This window comes from Aminipila butyrica (genome assembly GCF_010669305.1).
GTDB lineage: Bacteria > Bacillota > Clostridia > Peptostreptococcales > Anaerovoracaceae > Aminipila > Aminipila butyrica.
On sequence record NZ_CP048649.1, the window covers coordinates 2,055,220 to 2,081,096 of the forward strand.

The following is a 25,877-nucleotide window of genomic DNA, read 5'->3' on the forward strand; positions in this document are numbered from 1 at the left end:
GATAATTTACATCGTTTTCTAGATATAAAGGAAATAATAAAATTATAAAACGTTAGGAGAATATCACATGAAAAAATTAGTATTTTTGGTTTTAGTTGGTTTGTTCATGGGGAGCATGACCAGCTGTGCAATATCGTCATTTGATACGGATCAAGCCCCTCAAAATGCTCTTTCAGCATATAAAGAGGTATTGGAAAACAAAACGGAATTTACTGCATCTTCCGCAGAGGATGGTGCAAAGACCATGTATCTGGATCAACTTCTTGATAATGGCTCCGAAACCTTTAAGTTCTTGAATTTTACTGTCTTAGATTTAAATGGTGACGAGATACCCGAAGTAGTTATACAATATGGCTTGGCCAACGACGCTCCATACCCTGATTCGGTTGAGGTACTATATTACAGCCAGGGCACAGTCTATGGGTATAATTTCAATTACAGAGGTTTGTACGCCCTAAAAGAGGATGGTTCATTTACCTGGTCAAATGGTGCAGCTGACAATGGATACGCTAAACTTCAATTCACCTCAGAGAATTATGAATATGATAATTTAGCATACGCTAAACAAAACGTTCCCGCTGAATCCTATTTTGTAAAGGACCAACCGGTTACAGCCAGCGAATATGATGATTTTATAGCTGCTCAAGACAAGAAAAAAGATGCCATCTGGTACGATTTTACTACTGAGGATATTAACAGCCAACTTTCTGAAGAGTCCAACTAGCGCAGGCAATAATTGATTTATTACCCGCCATCACTTATACGTGCTCCTTGTTTCACCGCTTGAGCAGCCTTCTCATACTCATCCGCATAGTTCCATACAATTTCAATCACTCCACTTCCATAGACATAAAGGCTATCGATTAGTTCATCTGCTATTTCTTTTGAAAGTTCCGTAACCCCTTCACAGCCCTTGGCCTCTTCAAGGATGGCATACGGCGGATGGCTTTCAGCATAGCTGACACGCAGAGCTGTTTCAAGCTCTGCGATTTGAGTCTCTGTTTTCGCTAACTGCCTGCGAATATCCGCCTTTAAGCGTATGTAATTGTCTCGATTCAAAATACCCTCTCTGTATTTTTCATAGGCCCTGATTTTAGCTGCTCCCCCTTTAGCGAGAGCAGCTTGGTGTTGCTTAAGCTGCTCCGTCAGAGCAAAGATATCATGATGCTCTTGCCCCCTCACTGGGCCAAAGCGTTGTTCCATATCCACAAAAATTCCTATCTGTATATGTATCATGGCTAAAACATGCTGTATCAAATCCCTTTCAACAACTCGCTCCTTTGTACAATTGCTGTCGGTTATATACCGATGGCTTTCACAGTAATAATAGCCCATGGAGGTATCGCTATTGCTTCTTCTCATGGCATGCTTGCAAACACCGCACTTCAATTTACCCATCAGTGGTCTGGACACATGTGGTTCTGTTTTCCTCCTAACCGGAGTAACGAGACTCTCTTGAACGAAAGCAAACAACTCTTCCGAAATAATAGCTTCGTGGGTGCCTGGAACAATAATCCACTCACTTTTAGGCGTGCGTTTACTATGCTTGCATCCAACAACAGGACTGTAGTTTTTGCCGCTTACCATTTTTCCTGTATAGCGTTCATCCCGAAGGATAGTCAAAACAGTAGTATTTAGCCAATAGTTTGCATTTCCGATTATATTACACTTATGATTGCAACCCACGAGCTGTTTATAAGCAGATGGGGTTGGAATCTTTTCGTTATTCAGGTGGACGGCAATTTGGACGGCATTTTTACCCGCCTCCGCCATGGTAAAAATACGACGTACAACGTCGGCAGCGTTTTCGTCAACTACAAGCTGCTTGCGATTTGATAAAGATTTTGCATAGCCATAAGGTGCATGACTGCTGATAAATTCGCCATTCTCCATTCGTGTTTTTCTTGCACTTCGCACCTTTTGTGACAAATCTTTGCTGTACAACGCATAACTTAAATTCTTGAAGCCTATCCCCAGCCCACCTGTCGTGCCATCAAAATGGCTGCTGTCAAATCGGTCATTTACCGAAATGAATCGAACCCCTAAAAAAGGAAAAATTTGCTCCAGATAGTCCCCCATCTCAATATAATTTCTGCCAAAACGGGAAAGGTCTTTGACAATGATACAGCGGATATTCCCCTTGCGTACTTCTTCAAATAATAACTTTATCCCTGGACGCTCAAAATTTGTGCCGCTATACCCGTCATCACAGAACTCAACCATTTCATACTGTGAAAGGTCGAAAGATTCTTCCACAAAGGCTTTGATCAGTTCCCGCTGATTGCTGATACTGTTACTTTCACCAGTTTTTGCATCTTCTTTGGATAGCCGAATGTAACGCGCCAGAAGCTCTTTACTCATATCCTCACCCCTTCGTTTCGTTAGGCTGGAGTAAATCTTCCAATTCATCCCTATAGTTGAAGCAGATAGATACGGCTTGATCACTGAAAAGTTCGATTCGTTCGATGAGCTCAGAAATTATTTTCTCTGTCATCAGGTTGTTCTGATCCCATTTCTTTATGCCCGCAAGCCATGGAACTTTTGAGGCGCTCTCGCTATCAGCTCTGCACTTTTGCCTGGATAATACATCAAGGCGGCGGCTCAACACGCTTACATCATGGCCGTACTTGGATTTTATCAAAAGATAGTCTTTTTCATCAAGGCGCTTTTGCTGATAGTCCGCATATAAAGAACTTCTAAGCACCGCTAATTTAGACAGCTTCTTCTTCGTTTCATAAATCTCATGGTCAAGTTCCCTTTCCTGCTGGCTGACACGCCCCTCTGTTTGGAGCGTCAATATCATCCCTTCCATGTCAACAGCCAATTCCAGCTGCTTATAGATCGCCGTATAAAGAAGGTCCCTCAACTCCGACTCCTCTATCCTCTTTTTCTTGCAATCATGCCTGCAAATGTCCTCATAGGTGGCACAAGTAAAGGAATATCCTGCTGTGCCCTCTGCCTTGGATATTTTTCGCCGCTTCATACTCCGCTTGCAATCACCACAAAAAACACGCCCTTTCAAGAGATTTGAGCCCTGTGGTACGATTTTATCTTTGCTGCACTGCCATCGTTCTTGTTTGATTTGCCTCACAGCTAGAAACGTTTCTTCATCAACCAGTGGTTCGTGGGTATTTTTGATTTCTACCCACTGCTCCTGCGGTATGTCTATGCCGCCTCCATTCCCCCATAAGTCCGATGTTGTTTTTCCCTGCACCATGTGTCCAAGATAAACTGGATTAGATAGAATTCGGCGAACGGTATTTTTATACCAATACCGCACCTCGGCATAGCGCTCACTTTTTAAGATACCTTTTGTGTAGCGATACTGACTTGGGGAAGATATCCCTGCTTCATTGAGCTTTTGTGCAATACAACTAACGCTCATACCGTCCTTAGCCCATTGAAACAGGTCCCGCACAATAGGGGCTATCTGCTCATCAATAAGCAACTTTCCCCCATCTCCCTTTAAATAACCGTAGGGTGCAATCCCGCCGGTAAACTCGCCTTTTCCTCTCTTGACGGCAAGTCCAGCTTTTATCTTTTGAGATATATCCCTGGCATACATGTCATGAATCAGGTTTTTCAGCGGAATACCATACTCTTCGTCCTGGACAGCCGGATGTAAGCTGTCGTAATTGTCATTTACGGAAATAAAGCGAACGTTCAAAAACGGTAATATTTTTTCCAAATAGGTGCCTGCTTCAATGTAGTTCCTTCCAAAACGGGATAAATCTTTGACCACAATACAGTTAATCTTGCCACACTTTATCGCCTCCATCATTTCTTTGAAGCCGGAACGCTGGAAGTTTGTACCGGTCTGATTAACATCTTTAAAGACAGATATAAGTTTCAAATCAGGTCTTTCCCCTATATAATGTTCTAACATCGCAATCTGATTGCCAATCGAATCGCTTTCCTTTTTTCGGTCATCTTCAAAAGATAGCCGCCCATAAATGCAGGTATCCCATATCTGTTCAGGCAGAATCTGGACCGGCATGGCTTTCGCTTTTCTGCTTATTCGCGCCATCTTACATCACCTCTTGTCTAGGGCCAAAGGCGGGTCAGCAATTAGTCCGTTGACGTTCTGAGCAGACAGGGAGGCTTGTTCATATTCATCGGGATACCAGAACTGGATTTCTACCCGGCTGCCCACATAGACATTAATTCGCTCAATCAAAGAAACCAGGACTTTTCGAGATAGCTCGGTGATATTTTGGTTTTGTTTGAAGGCTTCAAGCCAAACATGGTTTTCTCCCTTACCCATATCAATCAGAGGAATCTCCTCTTTCAGCCGCTGTGCAGCTTTCTCCGCTTCCGCACACCTTTTTTCATAAATATCCTTGAATTCCCTATATTCATCGGCATCGATTATTGCGCTTTTCCAATCCTCATAAAGGGATACTCTGAGAGCTTTATACTTTTCAAGCTCTTCTTTCTTCATCAGCAGTTGGGTGTTAATTTTGCGGATTTCTTCCTGCTTCATAGGAAGCTCTTCTATATAAAGAAGCATTCGTTCCATATTAAGGATCGATGCAATATGATTCTGTAGTGTTTGCAGAACTACTTTTTCCAATGCCTTTTCACTGATACAATGCGTCGTACAGCCTTTTCCTGCTTTATTCTTTGAACAACAATAATAGGCATACTTTTTACTGCCTGCGGGCACCGTCTTTCGTACCATGCTGCTTTTACAATCCGCACAGAAAATCAGGCCAGAAAACGGATAAACCCTTTCTTCGGCTGGAGGGATACGGGTATCCAGTGCAAGTACACGATTTACCGTATCAAACACTTCTTGCAAGATAATCGGCTCATGGGTGTTTTCCACCCGAATCCATTTATGCTCCGGCTTTATAAATCGTTGTTTAATCTTGTAGTTGGGTGTGCTTTCCTTTCCCTGCACAAGATGACCGGCATAGATGGGATTTTTCAAAATACGACCAATTGCTACGGCAGTCCATTTCGCCTTAGGATTGACCTGAAAGCTGGTAGTAAAATGAAGGCCTAACAACCGTTTATACTCCAAAGGGGATGGCTCGCTGATTTCATTCAGCCTGTCAGCAATTCCTTGCTGACTCAATCCATCTAGCTTCCAGGCGAAAATATCCCGTACAATCTTTGCCGCATAGGGATCGATGATGAGTTGATTTTTGTCTTCTTCTGATTTCAAATAACCATATACAGCAAAGGCGCCGATAAATTGACCTTTTTTACGTTTTACATCAAGCTGACTCCTAATTTTAACGGAAATATCCCTGCAATATGCATCGTTTACTAGGTTCTTGAACGGGATAATAAGCTCGTCGGCCTGTGTTCTTTCTTTTGCACTGTCATACCCATCGGTGATTGCAATAAAGCGTACATTTAAAAAAGGAAATATCCGCTCAATATAACGGCCTGCTTCAATATAGTTTCTGCCAAAACGGGACAAATCCTTGACAATGATACAGTTGATACGTTCCGCCTTTACATCCTCCATCATCAATTTGAAGGCGGGCCGACTGAAGTCAACACCACTAAATCCGTCATCAATTCGCTCGGAACAAAGACGGATTTCAGGCATAGCCTTTACAAAATTGCTTATTAAATCTCTTTGATTAGAAATGCTGTCGCTTTCTGTCTTATCGCCGTCTTCTTTAGATAGGCGCAGATAAGCCACCGCATTATACATTATTGTCGCCGCATTTGCTGGCATAAGGAGCCCTCCCTCAGGGAAAAATCAAGAAGCAAATCGAATCATATCATCCTTAAAAGATTTTCCATCCGCTCCTCCATGGTGACATCGGTATCCTTAAAACTGATTTTAACAACAACCTTTCCACACCTGAAACAATATGGATTACCTATTTGCCGGATAAAATCCACTATTCGCTCTTCTCTAGGCAGATTTGTGTTAATCTTTATATCATTAATATCCACCAACGAATCCGGGTTCACCGTTCGAATGTCTACTTGCCGTAAATCTTCTAAATTCATCTGTGTTACATCAAAATCTTCCATGATCTTCCTCCATTCATATAAATAAATTTCTTATATGAATATATGAAAACGGTCGATTGTCCTATTCAATGTACATCTTTTCCGCCTTTAACCAAGTAGGATCTCTCCCATTTGCAATTCATTTTATGGCAGATATAGATTGGGCCTTAAAATAATAATCCGAAAGCCCCAAGCGACATGTATGCTACAACATACTTATCGTTTCTGACTTTCGGATTAGAAGTGGCTGCAAGCTAGAAAATAACTATGATTTACTACATAATCTCAAATTATTTAGTAAGCGTTCATCTGTAGGGCTAAATTGCAATGCGGCTTCAGCATGAGTTTTTGCTTCGGCAAAAATTCCCATATAAAAAGCTGAAATGGCACAAATATCATCAGGTGTATAATCCCAAGAATACCCCATATTAACAAAAGTACTAGATTTCTCTGTAATTTTCAAGGCCTCTTTCGCAAGGAAGTATGCCATGGCCCAATCTTTCTGTAACATGCAAAGCCGCGCAAATTCAACAAATGGGTCCCGCATCTCAGGCTGCTCAGCAATAGCATTAAAATACCAACAATAAGCATCGGATATACGGCCTAACTGCTGAAAGCTTTTAGCGATCCAACGCACGGCTGCACACCGTTCATCTTTCCAGTTTGAAGAAGGCATTTGCAAGTATTCGTTTAATGTTGTAATACAGTTTTCCCATTGAGCAGCATACATATATTCTCTGCCCAAATAATATCTCATCCGATTATCTTTGCTGTCTTCTTTAACCGCCAGTTCCAAGAGAGGCAAGTATGAACTACGGGATTTACTGGCATCTGGATAGTGATTTAGCACCATTCCTTCAATAAAAATTTTCTCCAATGGTGCTTTGCCCACATACTCAACGTATTCATGGACCGGACACTTCCACCTGAATCCGGATCGTTCATGAACTTTAAAATAATGAAATTGGATATCAGGACTGCCATCTTCTTTTAAACTCCAATTATATATATATCTTCCTGTTCTGCTTACTGGACCCTTATTTTCACTCTTTTGCCAAGCAGATTCTAGTTTCACTCTCCAGCCAGGAATAAAGCGTTCATCTAAATCCGTACAAACGCATATATCAACATCATCTGGCACATGCGCAAGAGATAAATTTCGGGCCACGTCAAATCGCCATGGCGATATATTTTCTTCGAAAACCATGACTCCGTGAGACTTTAACCTCTCAACGGTCCCATCCGTTGACCCGGTATCCGTAACAACAATTAAGTCGGCTTCCTTCATGGATTCAACCCATGAATCTACAAATTTTTCCTCGTTTTTGCATATTGCATACACACAAATTTTTAATTTTTGCATAACTATACATCTTCCTTATCAAGCATCATAATCTTCTTTTCAATAAGCGCCAGATTATTCTTTAATCGCTCATCATGAGGGCTTAAGCTTAGTGCCTTAGCAGCATATCTTTTTGAATCTGCCAAAAGGCCGAGATGATAGGTGCTGATTGCACCTAAATCATACAAGCTGTATCCCCAGCTTTCAGGTTCTGTCAAATAGCTGCCGGTGCTATTAGTAATCGCTAAAGCTCTTTGAACCATGGCATAAACTAATGGCCAATTTTGTTGTTTATACCCCAAACGGGCTAACGCCAAATAGGGTTCGCGAATGTCTGGACACTCTGCAATGGAACGAAAAAGCCAAGAAATTGCTTCGGTCTCAACCTTTAATTCATCATAGCATCGTGCAATAAATCGCATGGACGCACTTCGCTCCTCCTTCCACGTTGCTGAAGGCAGCAAAAGATGCTTTTTTAAGGTTTCAATACTTTCTCTATATTTTTTATAGTACATATATTCTCTGCCCAGCCAAAAAGTTGCACGATCATTTGTCGGGTCCTCCTCAACAGAGAGTTCAAGTAATGGCAAGTATTGGCTTCTTGGCTTGGTATTGTCGGGATAATGATGCAAAATTAAACCTGGTACCCAAACAGATGCTTCTTTATCTAAACCGCTGTATTGTAAAATCTCGTGTACAGGATGAATCCATTTGAAACCATGCCGCCGATGAATTTTCTCCATGGGAAACTGCTTGTTTATGGAATTATCCTCATTGTGGCTCCAAACAAACATATATTTGGCTCTCGTGTGCTCCCTTTTCCAGGCATCTTCAAGCTTCTTTCGCCAACCACTTTCAAATACTTCATCGATATCATTCGAAACGCAAATATCGGCATCACTTGCAACCTTTTCCATGGCACGATTGCGGGCGACATCAAACCGCCAAGGCGCAATTTTTTCTTCATATACTTTTGCGCCACGGCTGCGAAGTTTTTCCACCGTATTATCCGTTGAGCCAGTATCTAAAACGATGACTTCATCTGCCTCTGAAACTGCATCCATCCACCTGTCCACAAAGTCTTCTTCATTTTTGCTTATCGCATAAACACTAATTTTATATTTATTCACCTCTACACCTACTTATATGCTAATCATAAAATATGGCGGGAGAGAATTTAACATGTAATTCTCTCCAACCAGATACACTAAAATAATTTACAGTGCAGCATCAGTATGATACATTTGCCTCCACAAGATATGCCCACATTGACGCTCTTGAGTTAGAACCAGAAATAAAAATACTTGCCTCATATTCGTTCCAGAGAAGCGTTGACGGATTTTGAATCCTAAACCAAATCCAAGTAATACTATTACTACTTCCATTCAGGTTTGGTGAAATGCTTATTGTCGAACTCAGGGTATAGTTATCTTGCGGAGTCGACGTTATAGTACTACTGTTTACGGATTGACGTCTTAAATCAATTAGAACAGGTGTACTAGCCGGAAGAATTGAGATGTTAAATGTTGTACCCGATACATACGCTACTCGGATGATCATACCATCAATTTCCATGTCAAGGGTACTTCCTGACGTATTGATGCTGCCACGGGCTGACTGTGTCGGCGTGATACCATTGGCCCCGGTTGGTCCGGTATCCCCGGTTGGGCCGGTATCTCCTGTCGGGCCGGTTGGGCCTTCTTCCCCTTGATCTCCTGTCGGCCCTTGAATACCTTGAATTCCCTGTATCCCTTGGGCTCCCGCCGGACCGGTATCTCCTGTTGGACCGGTGTCTCCTGTTGGGCCTTGATCTCCTGTCGGGCCGATGTCTCCGATTGGGCCTGTATCTCCCGTTGGACCGGTATCTCCTGTCGGGCCGATGTCTCCAATTGGGCCTGTATCTCCCGTTGGACCGGTATCTCCCGTCGGGCCGATATCTCCAATTGCTCCCTGATCTCCTGTTGGACCGGTATCTCCGGTCGGGCCGATGTCTCCGATTGGTCCTTGGTCTCCGGTTGGGCCTGTATCTCCCGTCGGGCCGATATCTCCGATTGCTCCCTGATCTCCCGTTGGGCCGGTATCTCCCGTTGGGCCTGTATCTCCCGTTGGACCTGTATCTCCTGTTGGACCCTGATCTCCCGTCGGGCCTGTCGGACCTGTTGGACCGGTTGGTCCCGTCGGGCCTGTCGGACCGGTTGGACCGGTCGGGCCTGTCGGACCGGTTGGACCGGTCGGGCCGGTTGGACCTGTCGGACCTGTTGGGCCGGTCGGGCCAGTTGGGCCGGTCGGGCCCGTTGGGCCGGTCGGGCCTATTGCACCGGTCGGGCCGGTCGGACCGGTATCTCCTGTCGGGCCTTGTGCACCTTGAATCCCCTGTGGGCCTTCCAGCCCTTGACATCCCTGAGGACCTTGTGGACCTTGCAACCCGGTTGGACCTGCTGGCCCTTCTGGACCAATTGGCCCCTGAATTCCTTGCGCACCCTGGGGACCTTCCGGCCCTTCCGGCCCTGGTAAACCTATGGGACCTATCGGACCGGTATCTCCTTTCGGACCCGGAATACCTTGAATTCCTTGGGGCCCCACTGGGCCGGTATTCCCTCTTGGGCCTCTTGGCCCTTGACAGCCAGGATCTCCTTGAGGCCCTACATCACCACGAACCCCTTTAGGACCTTGTGGCCCGATCGGACCTTGCTCACCACGTGGACCAGCAGGACCACGGCAACCAAAATCTCCTCTTTCACCTCGGTCACCTTTGGGACCCTTTGGACCTCTTGGACCTTCAGGACCGACTGGACCAATTGGTCCTTGAGGGCCAGCGTTGCCCACATCCCCCTTAGGGCCAGGACACCCCGGATTTCCCTTCGGACCTCTTAGACCTACCGGCCCCTGCGGTCCTGGAGGACAATTTTCATTATCTGAGCAGCAAGATTTCTCCTGATAGTCTTCAAAGTTATTGTGCATATCATTATTCCTCTCTTTTAATAAAACTGGGGGTTTTATTTGCTTTTTATGACAAACGTTGAGTTTCGTACAGATATTTAAAATCGCTTAATAGGATACATTGTCTTCAATTAAATAAGCTGATGCGGTAGTTCTCCGTTTTGTATCAGAAGAAAATAAATGGATCTCAAAGAGTGACCATAATAAAGTTACTGGATCCCTTTGCCTTAACCAAACCCGATGCATCTCACGGGATGATGAAAATATCAAACCATCGATACTTGTTGATGCCGAAAGGTTATATCCATTGTTAAAGGACGACTCTATCCCACTTGCATCCCAAAAACTAAGTCGCTTATAATCAACGGTCAGAGGTACGCTTGCAGGTGCTAATCTCATATCGACCGCATCCGCGCCATCGTATACTACACTTACGATAACATTGCCAATAGTCCCCTGCATACTGCTTCCTGAAGCCTCCAGGTTTCCATCAAGTATTAAATAGGGCTCTTGCCCACTTCTGCCAACAATACCTGCGCTTCCCGCACTGCCAGACCAACCGAGATACCCCTCTTCGCCAATTACTCCTTGAATACCTGTATCTCCCTCAATGCCTTGCAGCCCTTGAATTCCTGCGGGACCTTGTTCTCCTGTTGGGCCCGTATCTCCAGTTGGGCCTTGATCTCCCGTTGGACCAGTATCTCCTGTTGGACCCTGATCTCCGGTTGGACCTTGGTCTCCAGTTGGACCTGTATCTCCTGTTGGACCCTGATCTCCCGTTGGGCCCTGATCTCCAGTTGGACCAGTATCTCCGGTTGGGCCCTGATCTCCGGTTGGACCTTGGTCTCCGGTTGGACCTTGGTCTCCGGTTGGGCCTTGGATTCCGGTTGGGCCGTGGTCTCCCGTCGGACCCTGATCTCCGGTTGGACCTTGAATTCCGGTTGGACCTTGGTCTCCGGTTGGGCCTTGGTCTCCCGTTGGGCCCTGATCTCCCGTTGGACCCTGATCTCCAGTTGGACCAGTATCTCCCGTTGGACCTTGATCTCCAGTTGGGCCTGTATATCCTAAAGACCCCGTTGGGCCTGTATCTCCGGTTGGACCTGTATCTCCGGTTGGACCTTGATCTCCCGTTGGGCCTTGGATTCCGGTTGGGCCTTGAATTCCAGTTGGTCCAATAGAACCTAAAGGACCAATAGGGCCTGTAAAGCCAAGATATCCGAGAGGTCCGGTCTCTCCTATATCCCCTTGCTCGCCCTGTTGACCCTCTGGTCCTTGACATCCTTGAGAACCTTGAACACCAATTGGCCCTTCTGGGCCAGCGATACCTCGTGGTCCTAATAAGCCTACTTGCCCTTGCGACCCTCCAGGACCTAATAAACCGGTAGGACCAATACTGCCTCGTGGGCCTGCTGGACCATTATCCCCTTGGGGCCCGGTTATACCTGCGATACCTTGCGGCCCAGCAGCACCATTATTCCCTCTCGGACCAGTTGGGCCTTCATATCCCGGCTCACCTATTGGTCCTACATCCCCTCGAACACCAGAATCACCAGTTAGCCCCCTTTGGCCCTGAAGACCTCTTGGTCCTTGTGGCCCTGGATAACCACGATCCCCGCGTTCACCTTTTTCGCCTTGATCTCCAGCCTCGCCCCGAGGGCCTTCGTCGCCCATAGTTCCCGCAGCTCCTGCTGGGCCAATGCACCCCGAATCGCCTTTTGCTCCAGGGCAGCCTGAATCCCCTTGCGGCCCTTGCGGTCCGGTTGCTCCAGGTCGACCTGGCTCACAAATTTCACAATCAGGGAGTGGTGCTTGCTCGAAACAACCGCAGCCACAACAAATCATACTATCTTCTGATTTCAAAGTTTTTGTAGGACTTTCTTTGTAGTCTTTATAGTTATTGTGCATACATATATTCCCTTCCTTTAATAATGCTTTTTAAAGTGCTTCCCAAGTGCAGTATATGATTCAAAAGCAATCAATGTACACCATTGCACTAAAATTTGCACATTGACGTTCTTTAATTCATAGCCTAATGTAGAACAATTAGTAGAAAAATTTCGATAGCATATTATGAAGGGAGAAGGAAATTGAGTATATATAATCCGAATAAAAGCCTTATCGCCAATAACGCACATAACAATAGCCGAAGTAATATGAATGCAAATTACGAGATATTTAATCCCCAATCAAGGCTCCAACCTTGTTGTGGCAATACACCAATTAGCGGCTGTGAATATTCCAACTGTGGAAATCCAACTTGCTGGCCAACTGGATGTCAATGTCTCCAAGGTCCACAAGGCGAACCTGGTCCCATGGGGTGTCCTGGACCACAAGGCGATCCTGGTCCCATGGGATGTCCCGGCCCAATAGGCCCTGCAGGTCCTACCGGAGCAACTGGCCCAACTGGAGCAACTGGTCCTATTGGCGAAATCGGTCCTGCTGGAAAACCCGGCGCTGCTGGCGAAATCGGTCCTGCTGGAAAACCCGGTGCTGCTGGTGACATCGGTCCTACCGGAGCAACTGGCCCTACTGGCGAAATCGGACCTACCGGAGCAACTGGCCCTGTCGGTGAAATCGGTCCTGCTGGAAAACCCGGTGCTGCTGGCGAAATCGGACCTACCGGAGCAACTGGCCCTGCCGGCGAAATCGGTCCTGCCGGAAAACCTGGTCCTACTGGTGACGTCGGTCCTGCTGGAAAACCTGGTGCTGCTGGCGAAATCGGACCTACCGGAGCAACTGGTCCTGCTGGCGAAATCGGTCCCGCTGGAAAACCCGGTGCTGCTGGTGACATCGGTCCTACCGGAGCAACTGGCCCTGCTGGCGAAATCGGTCCTGCCGGAAAACCTGGTGCTACTGGCGAAATTGGTCCTGCTGGGAAGCCTGGTGCTACTGGCGAAATCGGTCCTACCGGAGCAACTGGCCCACGAGGCTGCCAAGGGGCACAAGGAGCAAAAGGCGACGCTGGTCCTCGAGGAGATATTGGACCACAGGGAGATCCGGGATGCCAAGGACCAAGAGGCCCAAAAGGAAACCCTGGATGCCAAGGGCCGCCAGGACCACGAGGTCCTTTAGGACCAAAAGGCGATCCTGGTCCGATAGGTTGCCGTGGACCACAAGGTGAGCAAGGCTACCCCGGAGAAATAGGTCCCGAAGGATCAGCCGGTCCAATTGGACCCGAAGGGCCTATAGGTCCCGTTGGGCCGATGGGAATAAGAGGTGAAAAGGGCTGTCAGGGATTAGAAGGTCCACAAGGTGAACGGGGATATCAAGGTCCTACTGGACCAACCGGTCCGACCGGTCCCAATATAGCATTAGCAGGCGCACAATATTCTTGGGATTTTCCCCCTGAGCAGACGGAGCGCATTATTAATCATGGCAGCATATTAAAGTTTAACAACGTGAAAACTACTGGAGATCCTGTAATTACTTATGATTTAGTAAATGGAATTTTTTCAATTAATAAGATTGGCAAGTACATGATAATGCTAAAAATCTGTGTCTCACAATCCCAAGAAAACTACTACTCGGCCTTGGAATATGTCTTAAACAGCGAATCTTTTACAAAAAATGAGATTTTCTTGGATAATTCAAGACCTGTAATTTACAATTTCACTGATATAATTAACGTTACAAGTGAATTTTCCGAATTCAAAATCATCAATAGTGGTGATTCCTTTTTATTGAATGACAAAATGTTTAATGTTTCTACAGTAACTTTTTGGGGAATTATATAAAAATCTCAAAATTAGCCAAAGTATAGTCAAAGCGCAAGCAAGACTTTTAGCTTCTGCTTTTATATGTTCAGTAATACAACCAGCATTTTAAACGCCTGCCTCCCTACTGATACATGGCTTTTCAATCAAATATTAATAGCTTTGTAACTCTGGTAAGAACAGATTTGTTCAAAATAAAATACGCTTTTTCGCAGTTAGAAATAAATAATTTTTTATAGAAAGGGGATCGAATTTCTGCGTTTGTGCAAGACCCTTCCAACTAAAAAGTTTTGGTGGTTCCGAAACGCCTATAAATTTAGAAGAATTAAAGTTCAAAGCCATTTTCGGGGAATGTCTCCCCTTGAAGCTGGCTTTAATTTCAATAGATTTTTTTGGAAATAAAAATTTGAAATCGTTAAAAAGGTTTAACGATTACGTTTTTTAAGTGGACGAGACCTCCCGACAGATTGATAAAAAAGAAAGCATTTACTTAGTCTAATTATAACAGAGGCTCCCTGAGCTCCCGCCGGACCTGGCACACCTTGCGGACCCGCTTCACCTGGCACACCCGGCGCCCCTTGTGCACCGGCTGGACCCGCTGGACCTTGAGCTCCCGCCGGACCTGGATCTCCTTGTGGACCGGCTTCTCCTGGCTCGCCCGCTTCTCCTGGGATTCCCTGTGCACCGGCTGGACCCGCTGGACCCTGTAATCCTGCTGGACCCGCTTCACCTTGTGGGCCGGTTGGACCTAGCGCTCCTGGGTCTCCTTGTGCACCGGCTGGACCCGCCGGGCCTTGTAATCCTGCTGGACCCGCTTCACCTTGTGGACCTGCTGGGCCTAGCGCTCCTGGATCTCCTTGTGCACCGGCTGGACCCGCCGGACCTTGTAATCCTGCTGGACCCGCTTCACCTTGTGGACCTGCTGGGCCTAACTCGCCCGGATCGCCTTGCGCACCGGCTGGGCCGGCTGGCCCCTGAGCTCCCGCTGGACCTGGGCTTCCTTGTGGGCCATCTGCTCCCGGTACCCCCGGGTCTCCCTGTGGTCCCGCTGGGCCCGGAGCTCCTGCCGGACCTGGATTTCCTTGAGGGCCAGCTTCACCCGGCACCCCCGGTTGTCCCTGAGCTCCTGCTGGACCCGCTGGACCTTGAGCTCCTGCTGGACCCGGCTGCCCCTGTACCCCCTGAGGACCCATAGGACCTGCTGGTCCCGGAGGACCGGGAGGCCCTGGCTGCCCTGTACCACAGCAACAATTGCTCATTTGTGCTTCTCCATCTCCGCAATATTTATAATAACGCGATCGATTATCTGGATAATATATGCCCAATTAATTGCTCCTCCTTTCCTATAAAAGCAAGCTTATAGCTAGCAAAACGACTCTAGCATTTAAAACACTTTACAACATTTCTTGTCATTCTGCTTACTAATCCAGTATACGAAAAAATTTGCATTCTGGTGCACGAAATATAAAGGTGAACTCATAGGAACTCTTGAATCATCAACCGAAATCAAGATAAAAAGAAATTAGCACTGCACAAAAAAACCCGAAGTCCTTTATATATTAAAGAACTTCGGATTTTCATTATGGTGCGCGATGAGGGACTTGAACCCCCACGGTCGCCCGCTAGAACCTAAATCTAGTGCGTCTGCCAATTCCGCCAATCGCGCATATAGACAAAATGATTTCTATACCCTTGCAGCATAGAAATCATTTCTCTTTTTTGGTGACTCCACCGGGAATCGAACCCGGGTTACCGCCGTGAAAGGGCGGTGTCTTGACCGCTTGACCATGGAGCCATTTTAAACCGGCGACGTCCTACTTTCCCAGGCAGCTGCCCGCCAAGTATCATCGGCGCTAAGGAGCTTAACTACTGTGTTCGAGATGGGAACAGGTGGAGCCTCCTCGCTATTGTCACCGGATTCTAGCTTGTCATTTTTTCACCAGCCTTTGTTGCTGCTCGCTCATGCGGTGCTCATGTACTCTAGTACACTCTGCTCCTCTTCGCTCTCGCGCCTCGGCTATTAAAAAACTTCCTTCGCTACTGTGTTTTGTTGAGAGCGTACTCTCAAAACTGAATAATATACATTGTCTATCAGATTTTTTCCTTGAAACCATTTTGGTCAAGCGCTCGACCTATTAGTATCGGTCAGCTCCATGCATTACTGCACTTCCACCTCCGACCTATCAACGTGATAGTCTCTCACGGGTCTTACCATTTCTGGAGGAAATCTTTTCTTGTGGGGGGCTTCGCACTTAGATGCTTTCAGCGCTTATCCCTTCCATACGTAGCTACCCAGCTATGCCTTTGGCAAGACAACTGGTGCACCAGAGGTATGTCCATCCCGGTCCTCTCGTACTAAGGACAGCTCCACTCAAATTTCTTACGCCCACAGCGGATAGGGACCGAACTGTCTCACGACGTTCTGAACCCAGCTCGCGTACCTCTTTAATGGGCGAACAGCCCAACCCTTGGGACCTACTTCAGCCCCAGGATGAGACGAGCCGACATCGAGGTGCCAAACACCGCCGTCGATGTGGACTCTTGGGCGGTATCAGCCTGTTATCCCCAGGGTAGCTTTTATCCGTTGAGCGATGGCCCTTCCACTCGGTACCACCGGATCACTAAGCCCGACTTTCGTCCCTGCTCGACTTGTTGGTCTCGCAGTCAAGCTCCCTTCTGCCTTTACACTCTTCGCGCGATTTCCGTCCGCGCTGAGGGAACCTTTGGGCGCCTCCGTTACTCTTTAGGAGGCGACCGCCCCAGTCAAACTGCCCGCCTGACACTGTCCCAGTACCGGTTCACGGTACATGGTTAGAACTTCAACGTTACAAGAGTGGTATCCCAACGGTGGCTCCGCTAAAACTGGCGTCCTAGCTTCGTAGCCTCCCACCTATCCTGTACATGCAACGCCGAAATCCAATATCAAGCTGCAGTAAAGCTCCATGGGGTCTTTCCGTCCTGCTGCGGGTAACCGGCATCTTTACCGGTACTACAATTTCACCGAGTCTATTGTTGAGACAGTGCCCAGATCGTTACGCCTTTCGTGCGGGTCGGAACTTACCCGACAAGGAATTTCGCTACCTTAGGACCGTTATAGTTACGGCCGCCGTTTACTGGGGCTTAAGTTCATGCCTTCGGTTACCCTAAGCAGTCCCCTTAACCTTCCAGCACCGGGCAGGCGTCAGCCCCTATACTTCAGCTTTCGCTTTTGCAGAGACCTGTGTTTTTGGTAAACAGTCGCCTGGGCCTTTTCACTGCGGCCTGCTTTCGCAGGCACCCCTTCTCCCGAAGTTACGGGGTTATTTTGCCGAGTTCCTTAACAATAGTTCTCTCGCTCACCTTAGGATTCTCTCCTCATCTACCTGTGTCGGTTTACGGTACGGGCACCTACATTCTCGCTAGCGGCTTTTCTTGACAGTGTGAAATCAGCTGCTTCGGTACTATATTTTCCCTCCCCATCACGCCTCAGAATTGAACAAGCGGATTTGCCTACCTGTTCTCCCTTGACGCTTAGACGCACTCTACCAACGGTGCGCTCAGCTTATCCTTCTGTGTCCCCACTTCGCTCAAACGAATTTCGGTGGTACTGGAATCTCAACCAGTTGTCCATCGCCTACAGCGTTCGCTCTCGGCTTAGGCCCCGACTAACCCTGAGTGGACGAACCTTCCTCAGGAAACCTTAGATTTTCGGTGGACAGGATTCTCACCTGCCTTACGCTACTCATGCCAACATTCTCTCTCGTATGCAGTCCACCAAGCCTTCCGGCTTCGCTTCTGCCCGCATACGATGCTCCTCTACCAATTATCTTACGATAATTCCAAAGCTTCGGTAGTAAGTTTTAGCCCCGTTTATCTTCGGCGCAGAGCCACTCGACTAGTGAGCTATTACGCACTCTTTAAATGAGTGGCTGCTTCTAAGCCAACATCCTAGCTGTTTATGCAGCTCCACATCCTTTTCCACTTAACTTACATTTTGGGACCTTAGCTGTTGGTCTGGGCTGTTTCCCTTTCGACTATGAAACTTATCTCACATAGTCTGACTCCCAAGTTTAATACTTCGGCATTCGGAGTTTGATAGTTTTCGGTAACCGGTGAAGGCCCCTAGAACATTCAGTGCTCTACCTCCGAGTATCATTTTCCTTGAGGCTAGCCCTAAAGCTATTTCGAGGAGAACCAGCTATATCCGGGTTCGATTGGAATTTCACCGCTATCCACACGTCATCCCAGCCTTTTTCAACAGACATGAGTTCGGTCCTCCACGAGATTTTACTCTCGCTTCAACCTGCACATGGATAGGTCACCCGGTTTCGGGTCTACAGCATGCAACTAACCGCCCTATTCAGACTCGCTTTCGCTACGGCTCCAGTGCTCCAGCACCTTAACCTTGCTACATACCATAACTCGTTGGCCCGTTCTACAAAAAGTACAAGGTCACTTGCGCTCCCTTTGCTTGTAAGCATAAGGTTTCAGGTTCTATTTCACTCCCCTCCCGGGGTTCTTTTCACCTTTCCCTCACGGTACTGTTCACTATCGGTCACTAGGTAGTATTTAGGCTTGGGGGGTGGGCCCCCCGGCTTCCCACCGGGTTTCACGTGTCCGGTGGTACTCTGGATTCACTCTGCATCTTGTGCATTTCGTCTACGGGACTTTTACCCTCTTCGGTTTGCCTTTCCAGACAACTTTGACTATACACGCCATACGTGATGAGTGTCCACAACCCCAGTGCAAGCACTGGTTTGGCCTCTTTCCCTTTCGCTCGCCGCTACTTAGGAAATCGATGTTTCTTTCTCTTCCTCCGGGTACTTAGATGTTTCAGTTCCCCGGGTTACCTTCTCTATGACTATTTTATTCATCATAGGATACCTACGCATTACCATAGGTGGGTTCCCCCATTCGGACATCTGCGGGTTGACGGATGTTTGCTCCTCACCGCAGCTTTTCGCAGCTTGCCACGTCCTTCGTCGGCTCCTAGTGCCAAGGCATTCACCTTATGCTCTTATTTGCTTGACCAGCAATTTACCTGCTTAGCGTTAAACAGGATTTAGTTTGTTAAGAAACTTCGTCATTCACACTTGTGTAAAGACTTGCATTTCTTCTGGTTTCTCGGTTGAAATCGTAGTTTCCCCTTAACAATTCTAAAAAGACTTGTCTTAGTTTAACTGTTCTTTTGTTATCTTTCGATAACCTCGATTTCGTATCTATTTTTGTGTGTTATTAACACTTCTGATATTTATTTGCATATTATTCAGTTTTCAAAGTACGTTTAGAACTTTTTAAAGTTCTGGTGGGCTTGGGAGGACTCGAACCTCCGACCTCACGCTTATCAGGCGTGCGCTCTAACCACCTGAGCTACAAGCCCATGAAAAAAACTCATAGTGTAAAAGTTAGTCTCCTTAGAAAGGAGGTGATCCAGCCGCACCTTCCGATACGGCTACCTTGTTACGACTTCACCCTAGTCATTGATTTTGCCTTAGGCAGCCTATTTACTGGCCGACTTTGGGCACCCCCAACTTCCATGGTGTGACGGGCGGTGTGTACAAGACCCGGGAACGCATTCACCGCAGCATTCTGATCTGCGATTACTAGCAACTCCAACTTCATGTAGGCGAGTTGCAGCCTACAATCCGAACTGGGACTGGTTTTGGAGATTTGCTCCACCTCACGGTCTTGCGTCTCTCTGTACCAGCCATTGTAGCACGTGTGTAGCCCAGAACATAAGGGGCATGATGATTTGACGTCATCCCCACCTTCCTCCGTGTTATCCACGGCAGTCTCAATAGAGTGCCCATCTTACTGCTGGCAACTATTGACAAGGGTTGCGCTCGTTGCGGGACTTAACCCAACATCTCACGACACGAGCTGACGACAACCATGCACCACCTGTCTCCTCTGTCCCGAAGGAAGATCCCGGTTAAGGGACTGTCAGAGGGATGTCAAGTCCTGGTAAGGTTCTTCGCGTTGCTTCGAATTAAACCACATGCTCCGCTGCTTGTGCGGGTCCCCGTCAATTCCTTTGAGTTTCACACTTGCGTGCGTACTCCCCAGGCGGAGCACTTAATGCGTTAACTGCGGCACCGAAGTCTTGCGACCCCGACACCTAGTGCTCATCGTTTACGGCGTGGACTACCAGGGTATCTAATCCTGTTTGCTCCCCACGCTTTCGTGCCTCAGTGTCAGTTACAGTCCAGAAAGCCGCCTTCGCCACTGGTGTTCCTCCTAATATCTACGCATTTCACCGCTACACTAGGAATTCCGCTTTCCTCTCCTGCACTCAAGTCTCACAGTTCGCAGGGCTTACAATGGTTAAGCCACTGCCTTTCACCCCACGCTTACAAGACCACCTACGCACTCTTTACGCCCAATAATTCCGGATAACGCTCGCCCCCTACGTATTACCGCGGCTGCTGGCACGTAGTTAGCCGGGGCTTCCTCCTTGGGTACCGTCATTTGTTTCTTCCCCAAGGACAGAGCTTTACGACCCAAAGGCCTTCTTCGCTCACGCGGCGTTGCTGCATCAGGCTTTCGCCCATTGTGCAATATTCCCCACTGCTGCCTCCCGTAGGAGTTTGGACCGTGTCTCAGTTCCAATGTGGCCGATTACCCTCTCAGGTCGGCTACTGATCGTTGCCTTGGTAGGCCGTTACCCTACCAACTAGCTAATCAGACGCAGGCCCATCTCATGCCGATAAATCTTTGACAAGAAAAACATGTGTTTCTCTTGCATCATGAGGTTTTAATCCCGGTTTCCCGAGGCTATCCCTCTGCATGAGGCAGGTTGCCTACGCGTTACTCACCCGTCCGCCGCTTTCCATTTACGCACTCTTCCGAAGATTTGTTTGTAAATTTCTCGCTCGACTTGCATGTGTTAGGCACGCCGCCAGCGTTCATCCTGAGCCAGGATCAAACTCTTTGTAAATGGTATTTAACTCAGATTGCTCTGATTCAAATCAAGTTTGTCTTTCGACTCAAGCTAAACACATTTGCGTTTGCTTGTTCTATTCTTCACGTTTCCGTAAATCCTAGAATTATTGTTTTTAAGAAATTGTACGTTGACTTCCAAAACAAGTTTGGTTATCTTACCAATCATGCTGATTGATTGTACTTAGTTTGGAGAATAACTTAATATTCTCTTGACTAATTCTTTTACACTATGAAGTTTTCAAGGTTCATGTCCCGCATTAACGGAACTTTTCAAGTATACCATCTCTTTACAAAACTGTCAACAACTTTTTTCAAGTTTTTCTCAGAAGAACTGAGGTAGCTGGCAGCCCGTTTCACGAGACAGCTTTAATAGATTACCAAAATTTGATGCCTATGTCAACTGCTTTTTTTAATTTTTTTAAGGTTGTACCGTTCACAAAGTATAATCAGTTGTTTTTTGGTCCAGAATAACCATATCTGCGAAATAAAGACCAAAAGCAATAGATATTCAGGAGGTGCTTTCATTGGCGATTATCTTAATAAGAACAATGGTTTTATACTTAATGGTGCTCTTTTCAATCCGCATCATGGGAAAATCAGAGCTTTCCAAGCTCTCTCCTTTTCAATTAGTGGTACTCTTCATGATTGCCGAACTGGCTGCGTTGCCGATTGAGGATACCAATCTTTCACTGATTAACGGAACTACAGCCATCTTTACCCTGCTTTTCCTGCAAGTGAGCATCTCACTTTTATCCCTGAAATGGGAATGGTTTAAAAACTTCATTAGCGGCAAACCCAGTATATTAATAGAAGATGGTATCATCAATGAAGGAGAATTAAAAAAGCTGCGCATTAATATAAACGACTTAACAGAGCAATTGCGCCTAAAAAATTCTCCCTCTCTAGCGGATGTAGCTTATGCCGTTATTGAATCAAATGGCGACTTGTCCGTTATTCCTAAGCCGGACAAAAAACCTTTGACGCCCAGTGATATGGGAATCGTCAAACCAAAGGAAATATTGCCCTTAGTGCTTATCTGTGACGGCTGCTTATATAAAAGTAACTTACTCAAAATAGGCTGGGATGAGGAATATTTAAAATCTGCTCTGCTTGCGATGAAAATTTTATCCTATAAAGAGGTGCTGATGGCTTTTTGTGATGAAAAGAAAGAGCTCCATGTGTATCAGTCATCAAAAGATGGAAAGATTTCTGTGGAGGTGGTTGGATGAGGTCTTTTCTTATTTCCTTAGGCTGCCTTTTAGTCCTGGCTGGTTCTTGGCTGGTTTATACGAATTATTCCGACGAGAAGATCCACGAATTCAATGATAGAATTGAGACCGTTATTATAGAAGAAGTGAAAAGTGACCGCTGGCAGCAAGCAGAAGAACATCTTGACAAGTTAGAGGATGATTGGCATCAGTACAAAAAAGTTGCTTGCTTGTTTTTTAGTACTAACGAACTCAACGACATTGACTATTCTTTTGCGAAGAGCAAATATTATATCAAAGCAGAAGATCTTTCTAATTCCTCTGGGGAGCTGTCCTACTTAAAAGAACAGATGAGGTTTCTCCATGCCAATCAAGAAATCACCATAGCCAATCTTTTTTGACCTATACTTGGGATTCCATTCACAAAATAGAGACCAATTCTACCGTCTGTATCTCTGATAAAATATGCGTTGCATAATGTCTGCAACTATGTTATATTGTCTTAAAAAGTAGAGTAAATATTGTGCGTCAAGTGTCATAAGATGGGATGTTGCTTATGAACGAAAAAACAACGGGCCAATGGTCCGTTGATTTGCGGTACAGTATTGCGTCCGCTACTACATAAAGAGACTCTTACTCTTTTCTCTTGATGTAGTTCACTACTTAAATTTCATAGAGAAAGGAGTTTTTTATATGCGAAAGGACTCAAGGATCAGACAAATCGTCCTCATGGGCCTGTTTATTGCGCTGGAAGTGATTTTAACTCGCTTCTGCTCCATAAACACCCCAATCGTGCGAATCGGTTTCGGATTTCTTCCTGTAGCCATGCTCGGGATTCTTTTCGGCCCTCTCTGGGCGGGAATATGCTATGCCTTAGGTGATTTCATTGGCATGATGCTCTTCCCCTCCGGCACGTACTTTCCGGGCTTCACCCTGACAGCGTTTCTCACAGGTCTCACCTACGGCCTGTTGCTGCACAAAAAGAATATTACATATCCACGAGCTTTTCTGGCAGCAGTTGCCGTGTGTTGTCTCTGGAACTTATGCCTAGATACCTACTGGCTGTACTTAATGACCGGAAAAGGTATCATGGTCCTGCTTCCAGCCAGATTGATTAAAGTGGCTATTGCCATACCGATTCAAACGCTTTTAGTTCCGTTAATATGGAACAAATATTTAAAAAATATCATCTATTGAATAATCTCATACATGGTGGCAGCATCTTCTTTTTTACAGGATTCTGATAACACCAACACCCTAGCTTTTATAGAACTGTTGCCAAATTGGATATGAATAATGTCACCAGGCTTGACTTCACTGCCGGCCTTTGCGACTTTATCATTGATTGTGATCCGTTCCTGGTCACAAGCTTCTTTGGCAATGGTTCTTCTTTTTATCAATCGGGAATTTTTCAAAAACTTATCAATTCTCATGTATTTTTCTAACCTCCATTTTATCTCTTATCTATGTTTATAGTATATCATACAACTTCTGCAAACAAGAAAAACTTATTTTTATTAGCTAGCAGTCGCCCTGTTCCGTGCCCAAACACGTTATTCATTCACAAAGCGGATTAACTCTTCATTGAATTTATCCTTCTGGTCGTAGAAGGCTCCGTGCCCGCTATAATAAAATGGTATAAAGGTGGAATCTTTAATCATCTTATTTTGTATTTGGCCAAGCTGAACGGGAACGACCTTATCGTGCACGCCGTGAATAATTAAGGTCGGTACTTTTATTGCCTCTAAATCCGCAAAGAGGACTTCATTAATCCAAGTGTTAGCAATAGCTGCCGTGGCCCATCCAGCAGCTTTTAGACCCAGCTGAAAAAACCAGTCGGCAAACGGCTGTGTAATATGTTGGAAGAAAAAAATGTTGCCAAAATCATTGAGCATATTAGGCCGATCATTATAGGTTCCTTGAATGATTTGATCAATCGTTGATTTATCTACTCCGTAAGGGAAATCAGGGCGCTTAATCAGGCTAGGAGCTGCTGCTGCAAAAAGAGCAAGCTTGGATACTCCGTGCCCTTTATGCCGGGCCATATAACGTATAGCAATTGCTCCGCCGGTAGAATGACCCGCTAATGTAATCTGCTCCAATCCTAGGGCATCAATCACCGCTCGGATATCATCAGCTAACGTATCATAATCATATCCCGTCCAAGGTTTATCTGAATTGCCAAATCCCCTTGTATCCACCCCTATACATCTAAATCCACTCTTTGGCAGCTGATCAAACTGATATTCAAACAAATTATGATCTCCAGGCCAGCCATGTATAAACAAAATAACCTGTTCTCCTGTTGGGTTAAGATCCTCTACATAAATCTTCACATTTTTTCCGGCATCAACATAATATCCCACTGAAAACCTCCTTTAGGCAAGCTGTATAGGCTTTTAATTATTCACTTAAAATACTATGTTGGAATACCTCTTTTTAATACTAAATCCCTTGTCAAAATAAAAGCATATTCTCTTTTTTATTTACAGAATCCAGGAATTATATCACAAGCATCTATCTAATAGTCGTATATGCTATTTATTGCATAAAAAAAGGTAACCGTACGGCTACCTTTTCTTGGTATATATAAGCTTATTTGTTTACAGCGTCTTTCAGTGCCTTGCCAGCTTTAAATACAGGAGCTTTTGCTGCAGCGATTTCAATAGTTTCTCCAGGCTTTCTAGGATTTCTTCCCTGTCTAGCCTTTCTCTGACGAGTCTCAAAAGTACCGAATCCAATCAACTGTACTTTTTCATCCTTTACTAATGCTTCTTCAACACTTGCAACAAATGCGTTTACTGCTGTTTCAGCATCCTTCTTTGTAAAACCTGTTTTTTCTGCTACGCTAGCAACTAACTCAGCTTTGTTCATGAATAAAAACCTCCTTAAATATAAAACGTGACTAAAGCAACTTGAAATTAATCAGCATTAAGCTTTCTTTTCCAACATCTTTGCCATATCCCACAGCTTGTCCATCTCTGCTAAAGACATGTCCTCCAGTGAAACGTTACGAGCCTTGGCCGTATCTTCAATAAAGCTAAATCTCTTAATAAACTTATTGGAAGTTCGATTTAACGCATCTTCCGGGTCCACTTTGAGAAATCGAGCAACATTGACAACGGAAAATAGTAAATCACCTAGCTCCTCTGTCATGCTGTCTTTATCGTTCCTGATATAACCCTCCATAAGTTCTTCAGTCTCTTCTTTGACCTTATGAAAAGCACTTTCTACTTCGTCCCAGTCAAATCCGACTTCCGCAGCTTTGGCCTGAACTTTATAACTTCGCATCAAAGCAGGTAATGCTCTAGGAACATTTTGAAGCCTTGATTTGCAGTCTGTAGAGCCCTTCTCATTTCTTTTCACATTTTCCCATTTTTCAAGGACTTTGTCAATACTTTTAATGCTTTCTTTTAAAAAAACATGCGGATGCCGGCGAAGCATTTTCTCACATTCCCGATTAATGACTCCTGTTAAGTCAAAATGGCTGTTTTCTTCAGCCAAACTGCTGTGAAATACCACCTGGAGAAGCACATCGCCCAGCTCCTCCTCCAAATTGTCCACATCGCCGTTATTGATGGCTTCTACCGCTTCGTAGGCCTCCTCAATCATGCAGGTCCGCAGGCTTTCATGAGTTTGCTCCCGATCCCACGGACACTCCTTTCTGAGAATTTTGATGATTTCCATCAAACGAGCTATAGAATCCTCCGCAGTGGCCGCCGTGCCGTATAAATGCTTGTATTCTTCCAATATTACTTGATTCTGCTCCATCTT

Annotated in this window: 19 protein-coding genes, 3 tRNA genes, 3 rRNA genes and 1 riboswitch; of the genes, 6 read left to right on the plus strand and 19 right to left on the minus strand. The window is 45.8% G+C overall.

Annotated features, from left to right (window positions below):
* Nucleotides 1-67 precede the first annotated feature (67 nt).
* Nucleotides 68-724, plus strand: coding sequence for a hypothetical protein (locus Ami103574_RS09755; RefSeq protein WP_163066845.1), 657 nt, complete (start codon nt 68-70; stop codon nt 722-724).
* A 20-nt stretch (nt 725-744) separates the two neighbouring features.
* Here Ami103574_RS09755 and Ami103574_RS09760 read toward each other — a convergent pair whose 3' ends face one another.
* The 8 genes from Ami103574_RS09760 to Ami103574_RS15975 all read right to left on the minus strand — a co-directional run bounded on the left by Ami103574_RS09760 (nt 745) and on the right by Ami103574_RS15975 (nt 12,166).
* Nucleotides 745-2,361: a recombinase family protein gene (locus tag Ami103574_RS09760; RefSeq protein ID WP_163066846.1), complete on the minus strand. Its 1,617-nt coding sequence runs from the start codon at nt 2,359-2,361 to the stop codon at nt 745-747.
* Nucleotides 2,362-2,365: 4 nt separating this feature from the next.
* Complete coding sequence (locus Ami103574_RS09765; RefSeq protein WP_163066847.1) at nt 2,366-4,027, minus strand: recombinase family protein; 1,662 nt, start codon at nt 4,025-4,027, stop codon at nt 2,366-2,368.
* Nucleotides 4,028-4,033: 6 nt separating this feature from the next.
* Nucleotides 4,034-5,695 (minus strand): recombinase family protein, encoded by a 1,662-nt coding sequence (locus Ami103574_RS09770; protein ID WP_163066848.1) that lies wholly within the window; start codon nt 5,693-5,695, stop codon nt 4,034-4,036.
* A gap of 41 nt (nt 5,696-5,736) precedes the next feature.
* Nucleotides 5,737-6,000: a DUF6870 family protein gene (locus Ami103574_RS09775; protein WP_163066849.1), complete on the minus strand. Its 264-nt coding sequence runs from the start codon at nt 5,998-6,000 to the stop codon at nt 5,737-5,739.
* Nucleotides 6,001-6,244: 244 nt separating this feature from the next.
* Nucleotides 6,245-7,342 (minus strand): tetratricopeptide repeat-containing glycosyltransferase, encoded by a 1,098-nt coding sequence (locus Ami103574_RS09780; RefSeq protein ID WP_163066850.1) that lies wholly within the window; start codon nt 7,340-7,342, stop codon nt 6,245-6,247.
* Between the two features lie 2 nt (nt 7,343-7,344).
* Nucleotides 7,345-8,451, minus strand: a complete 1,107-nt coding sequence (locus Ami103574_RS09785) for a tetratricopeptide repeat-containing glycosyltransferase (protein ID WP_163066851.1) — start codon at nt 8,449-8,451, stop codon at nt 7,345-7,347.
* A 100-nt stretch (nt 8,452-8,551) separates the two neighbouring features.
* Nucleotides 8,552-10,282, minus strand: a complete 1,731-nt coding sequence (locus Ami103574_RS16175; RefSeq protein ID WP_170295611.1) for a collagen-like domain-containing protein — start codon at nt 10,280-10,282, stop codon at nt 8,552-8,554.
* Between the two features lie 87 nt (nt 10,283-10,369).
* Nucleotides 10,370-12,166, minus strand: coding sequence for a collagen-like domain-containing protein (locus Ami103574_RS15975; protein ID WP_207710490.1), 1,797 nt, complete (start codon nt 12,164-12,166; stop codon nt 10,370-10,372).
* 516 nt (nt 12,167-12,682) lie between these two features.
* Between Ami103574_RS15975 and Ami103574_RS15740 the strand changes: the two genes are divergently transcribed.
* Nucleotides 12,683-13,333 carry a hypothetical protein gene (locus Ami103574_RS15740; protein ID WP_216859245.1) on the plus strand — a complete coding sequence of 217 codons (651 nt, stop codon included), beginning with the start codon at nt 12,683-12,685 and terminating at the stop codon, nt 13,331-13,333.
* 131 nt (nt 13,334-13,464) lie between these two features.
* Nucleotides 13,465-13,995 carry a hypothetical protein gene (locus Ami103574_RS15745; RefSeq protein ID WP_216859246.1) on the plus strand — a complete coding sequence of 177 codons (531 nt, stop codon included), beginning with the start codon at nt 13,465-13,467 and terminating at the stop codon, nt 13,993-13,995.
* A 404-nt stretch (nt 13,996-14,399) separates the two neighbouring features.
* On the opposite strand, the gene Ami103574_RS09815 is transcribed toward Ami103574_RS15745, so the two are convergent.
* The 7 genes from Ami103574_RS09815 to Ami103574_RS09845 all read right to left on the minus strand — a co-directional run bounded on the left by Ami103574_RS09815 (nt 14,400) and on the right by Ami103574_RS09845 (nt 20,890).
* Nucleotides 14,400-15,233, minus strand: a complete 834-nt coding sequence (locus Ami103574_RS09815) for a collagen-like protein (protein WP_163066853.1) — start codon at nt 15,231-15,233, stop codon at nt 14,400-14,402.
* Between the two features lie 324 nt (nt 15,234-15,557).
* Nucleotides 15,558-15,640, minus strand: a tRNA-Leu gene (locus tag Ami103574_RS09820).
* A gap of 54 nt (nt 15,641-15,694) precedes the next feature.
* Nucleotides 15,695-15,769: transfer RNA gene (locus Ami103574_RS09825), tRNA-Glu, on the minus strand.
* A 6-nt stretch (nt 15,770-15,775) separates the two neighbouring features.
* Nucleotides 15,776-15,892, minus strand: a 5S ribosomal RNA gene (gene rrf / locus Ami103574_RS09830).
* A 197-nt stretch (nt 15,893-16,089) separates the two neighbouring features.
* Nucleotides 16,090-18,984 (minus strand): 23S ribosomal RNA (locus Ami103574_RS09835).
* 272 nt (nt 18,985-19,256) lie between these two features.
* A tRNA-Ile gene (locus tag Ami103574_RS09840) sits at nt 19,257-19,333 on the minus strand.
* Between the two features lie 38 nt (nt 19,334-19,371).
* Nucleotides 19,372-20,890 (minus strand): 16S ribosomal RNA (locus tag Ami103574_RS09845).
* Together the 16S, 23S and 5S rRNA genes with 3 tRNA genes alongside form the textbook arrangement of a ribosomal RNA operon.
* 529 nt (nt 20,891-21,419) lie before the next feature.
* On the opposite strand from Ami103574_RS09845, the gene Ami103574_RS09850 reads away from it, so the two are divergent.
* From Ami103574_RS09850 to Ami103574_RS09860, 3 genes are all read left to right on the plus strand, one after another.
* Nucleotides 21,420-22,124 carry a DUF421 domain-containing protein gene (locus tag Ami103574_RS09850; RefSeq protein ID WP_163066854.1) on the plus strand — a complete coding sequence of 235 codons (705 nt, stop codon included), beginning with the start codon at nt 21,420-21,422 and terminating at the stop codon, nt 22,122-22,124.
* On the plus strand, nt 22,121-22,504 hold the full coding sequence (locus tag Ami103574_RS09855) for a DUF4363 family protein (RefSeq protein WP_163066855.1): 384 nt from the start codon (nt 22,121-22,123) through the stop codon (nt 22,502-22,504). Before Ami103574_RS09850 ends, Ami103574_RS09855 begins: the two co-directional genes overlap by 4 nt.
* Before the next feature lie 107 nt (nt 22,505-22,611).
* Nucleotides 22,612-22,722, plus strand: a riboswitch (THF riboswitch).
* A 74-nt stretch (nt 22,723-22,796) separates the two neighbouring features.
* Nucleotides 22,797-23,300, plus strand: a complete 504-nt coding sequence (locus Ami103574_RS09860; protein ID WP_163066856.1) for a folate family ECF transporter S component — start codon at nt 22,797-22,799, stop codon at nt 23,298-23,300.
* Here the strand turns inward: Ami103574_RS09860 and Ami103574_RS09865 are convergent.
* From Ami103574_RS09865 to mazG, 4 genes are all read right to left on the minus strand, one after another.
* Complete coding sequence (locus Ami103574_RS09865) at nt 23,294-23,536, minus strand: RNA-binding S4 domain-containing protein (protein ID WP_163066857.1); 243 nt, start codon at nt 23,534-23,536, stop codon at nt 23,294-23,296. The two genes, Ami103574_RS09860 and Ami103574_RS09865, sit on opposite strands and share 7 nt — an antisense overlap.
* Before the next feature lie 120 nt (nt 23,537-23,656).
* Nucleotides 23,657-24,469 (minus strand): alpha/beta fold hydrolase, encoded by an 813-nt coding sequence (locus Ami103574_RS09870; RefSeq protein ID WP_163066858.1) that lies wholly within the window; start codon nt 24,467-24,469, stop codon nt 23,657-23,659.
* 229 nt (nt 24,470-24,698) lie between these two features.
* Nucleotides 24,699-24,977, minus strand: coding sequence for an HU family DNA-binding protein (locus tag Ami103574_RS09875; RefSeq protein ID WP_128745175.1), 279 nt, complete (start codon nt 24,975-24,977; stop codon nt 24,699-24,701).
* A gap of 57 nt (nt 24,978-25,034) precedes the next feature.
* Nucleotides 25,035-25,874, minus strand: coding sequence for a nucleoside triphosphate pyrophosphohydrolase (gene mazG, locus Ami103574_RS09880; RefSeq protein WP_163066859.1), 840 nt, complete (start codon nt 25,872-25,874; stop codon nt 25,035-25,037).
* Between the last annotated feature and the right edge of the window lie 3 nt (nt 25,875-25,877).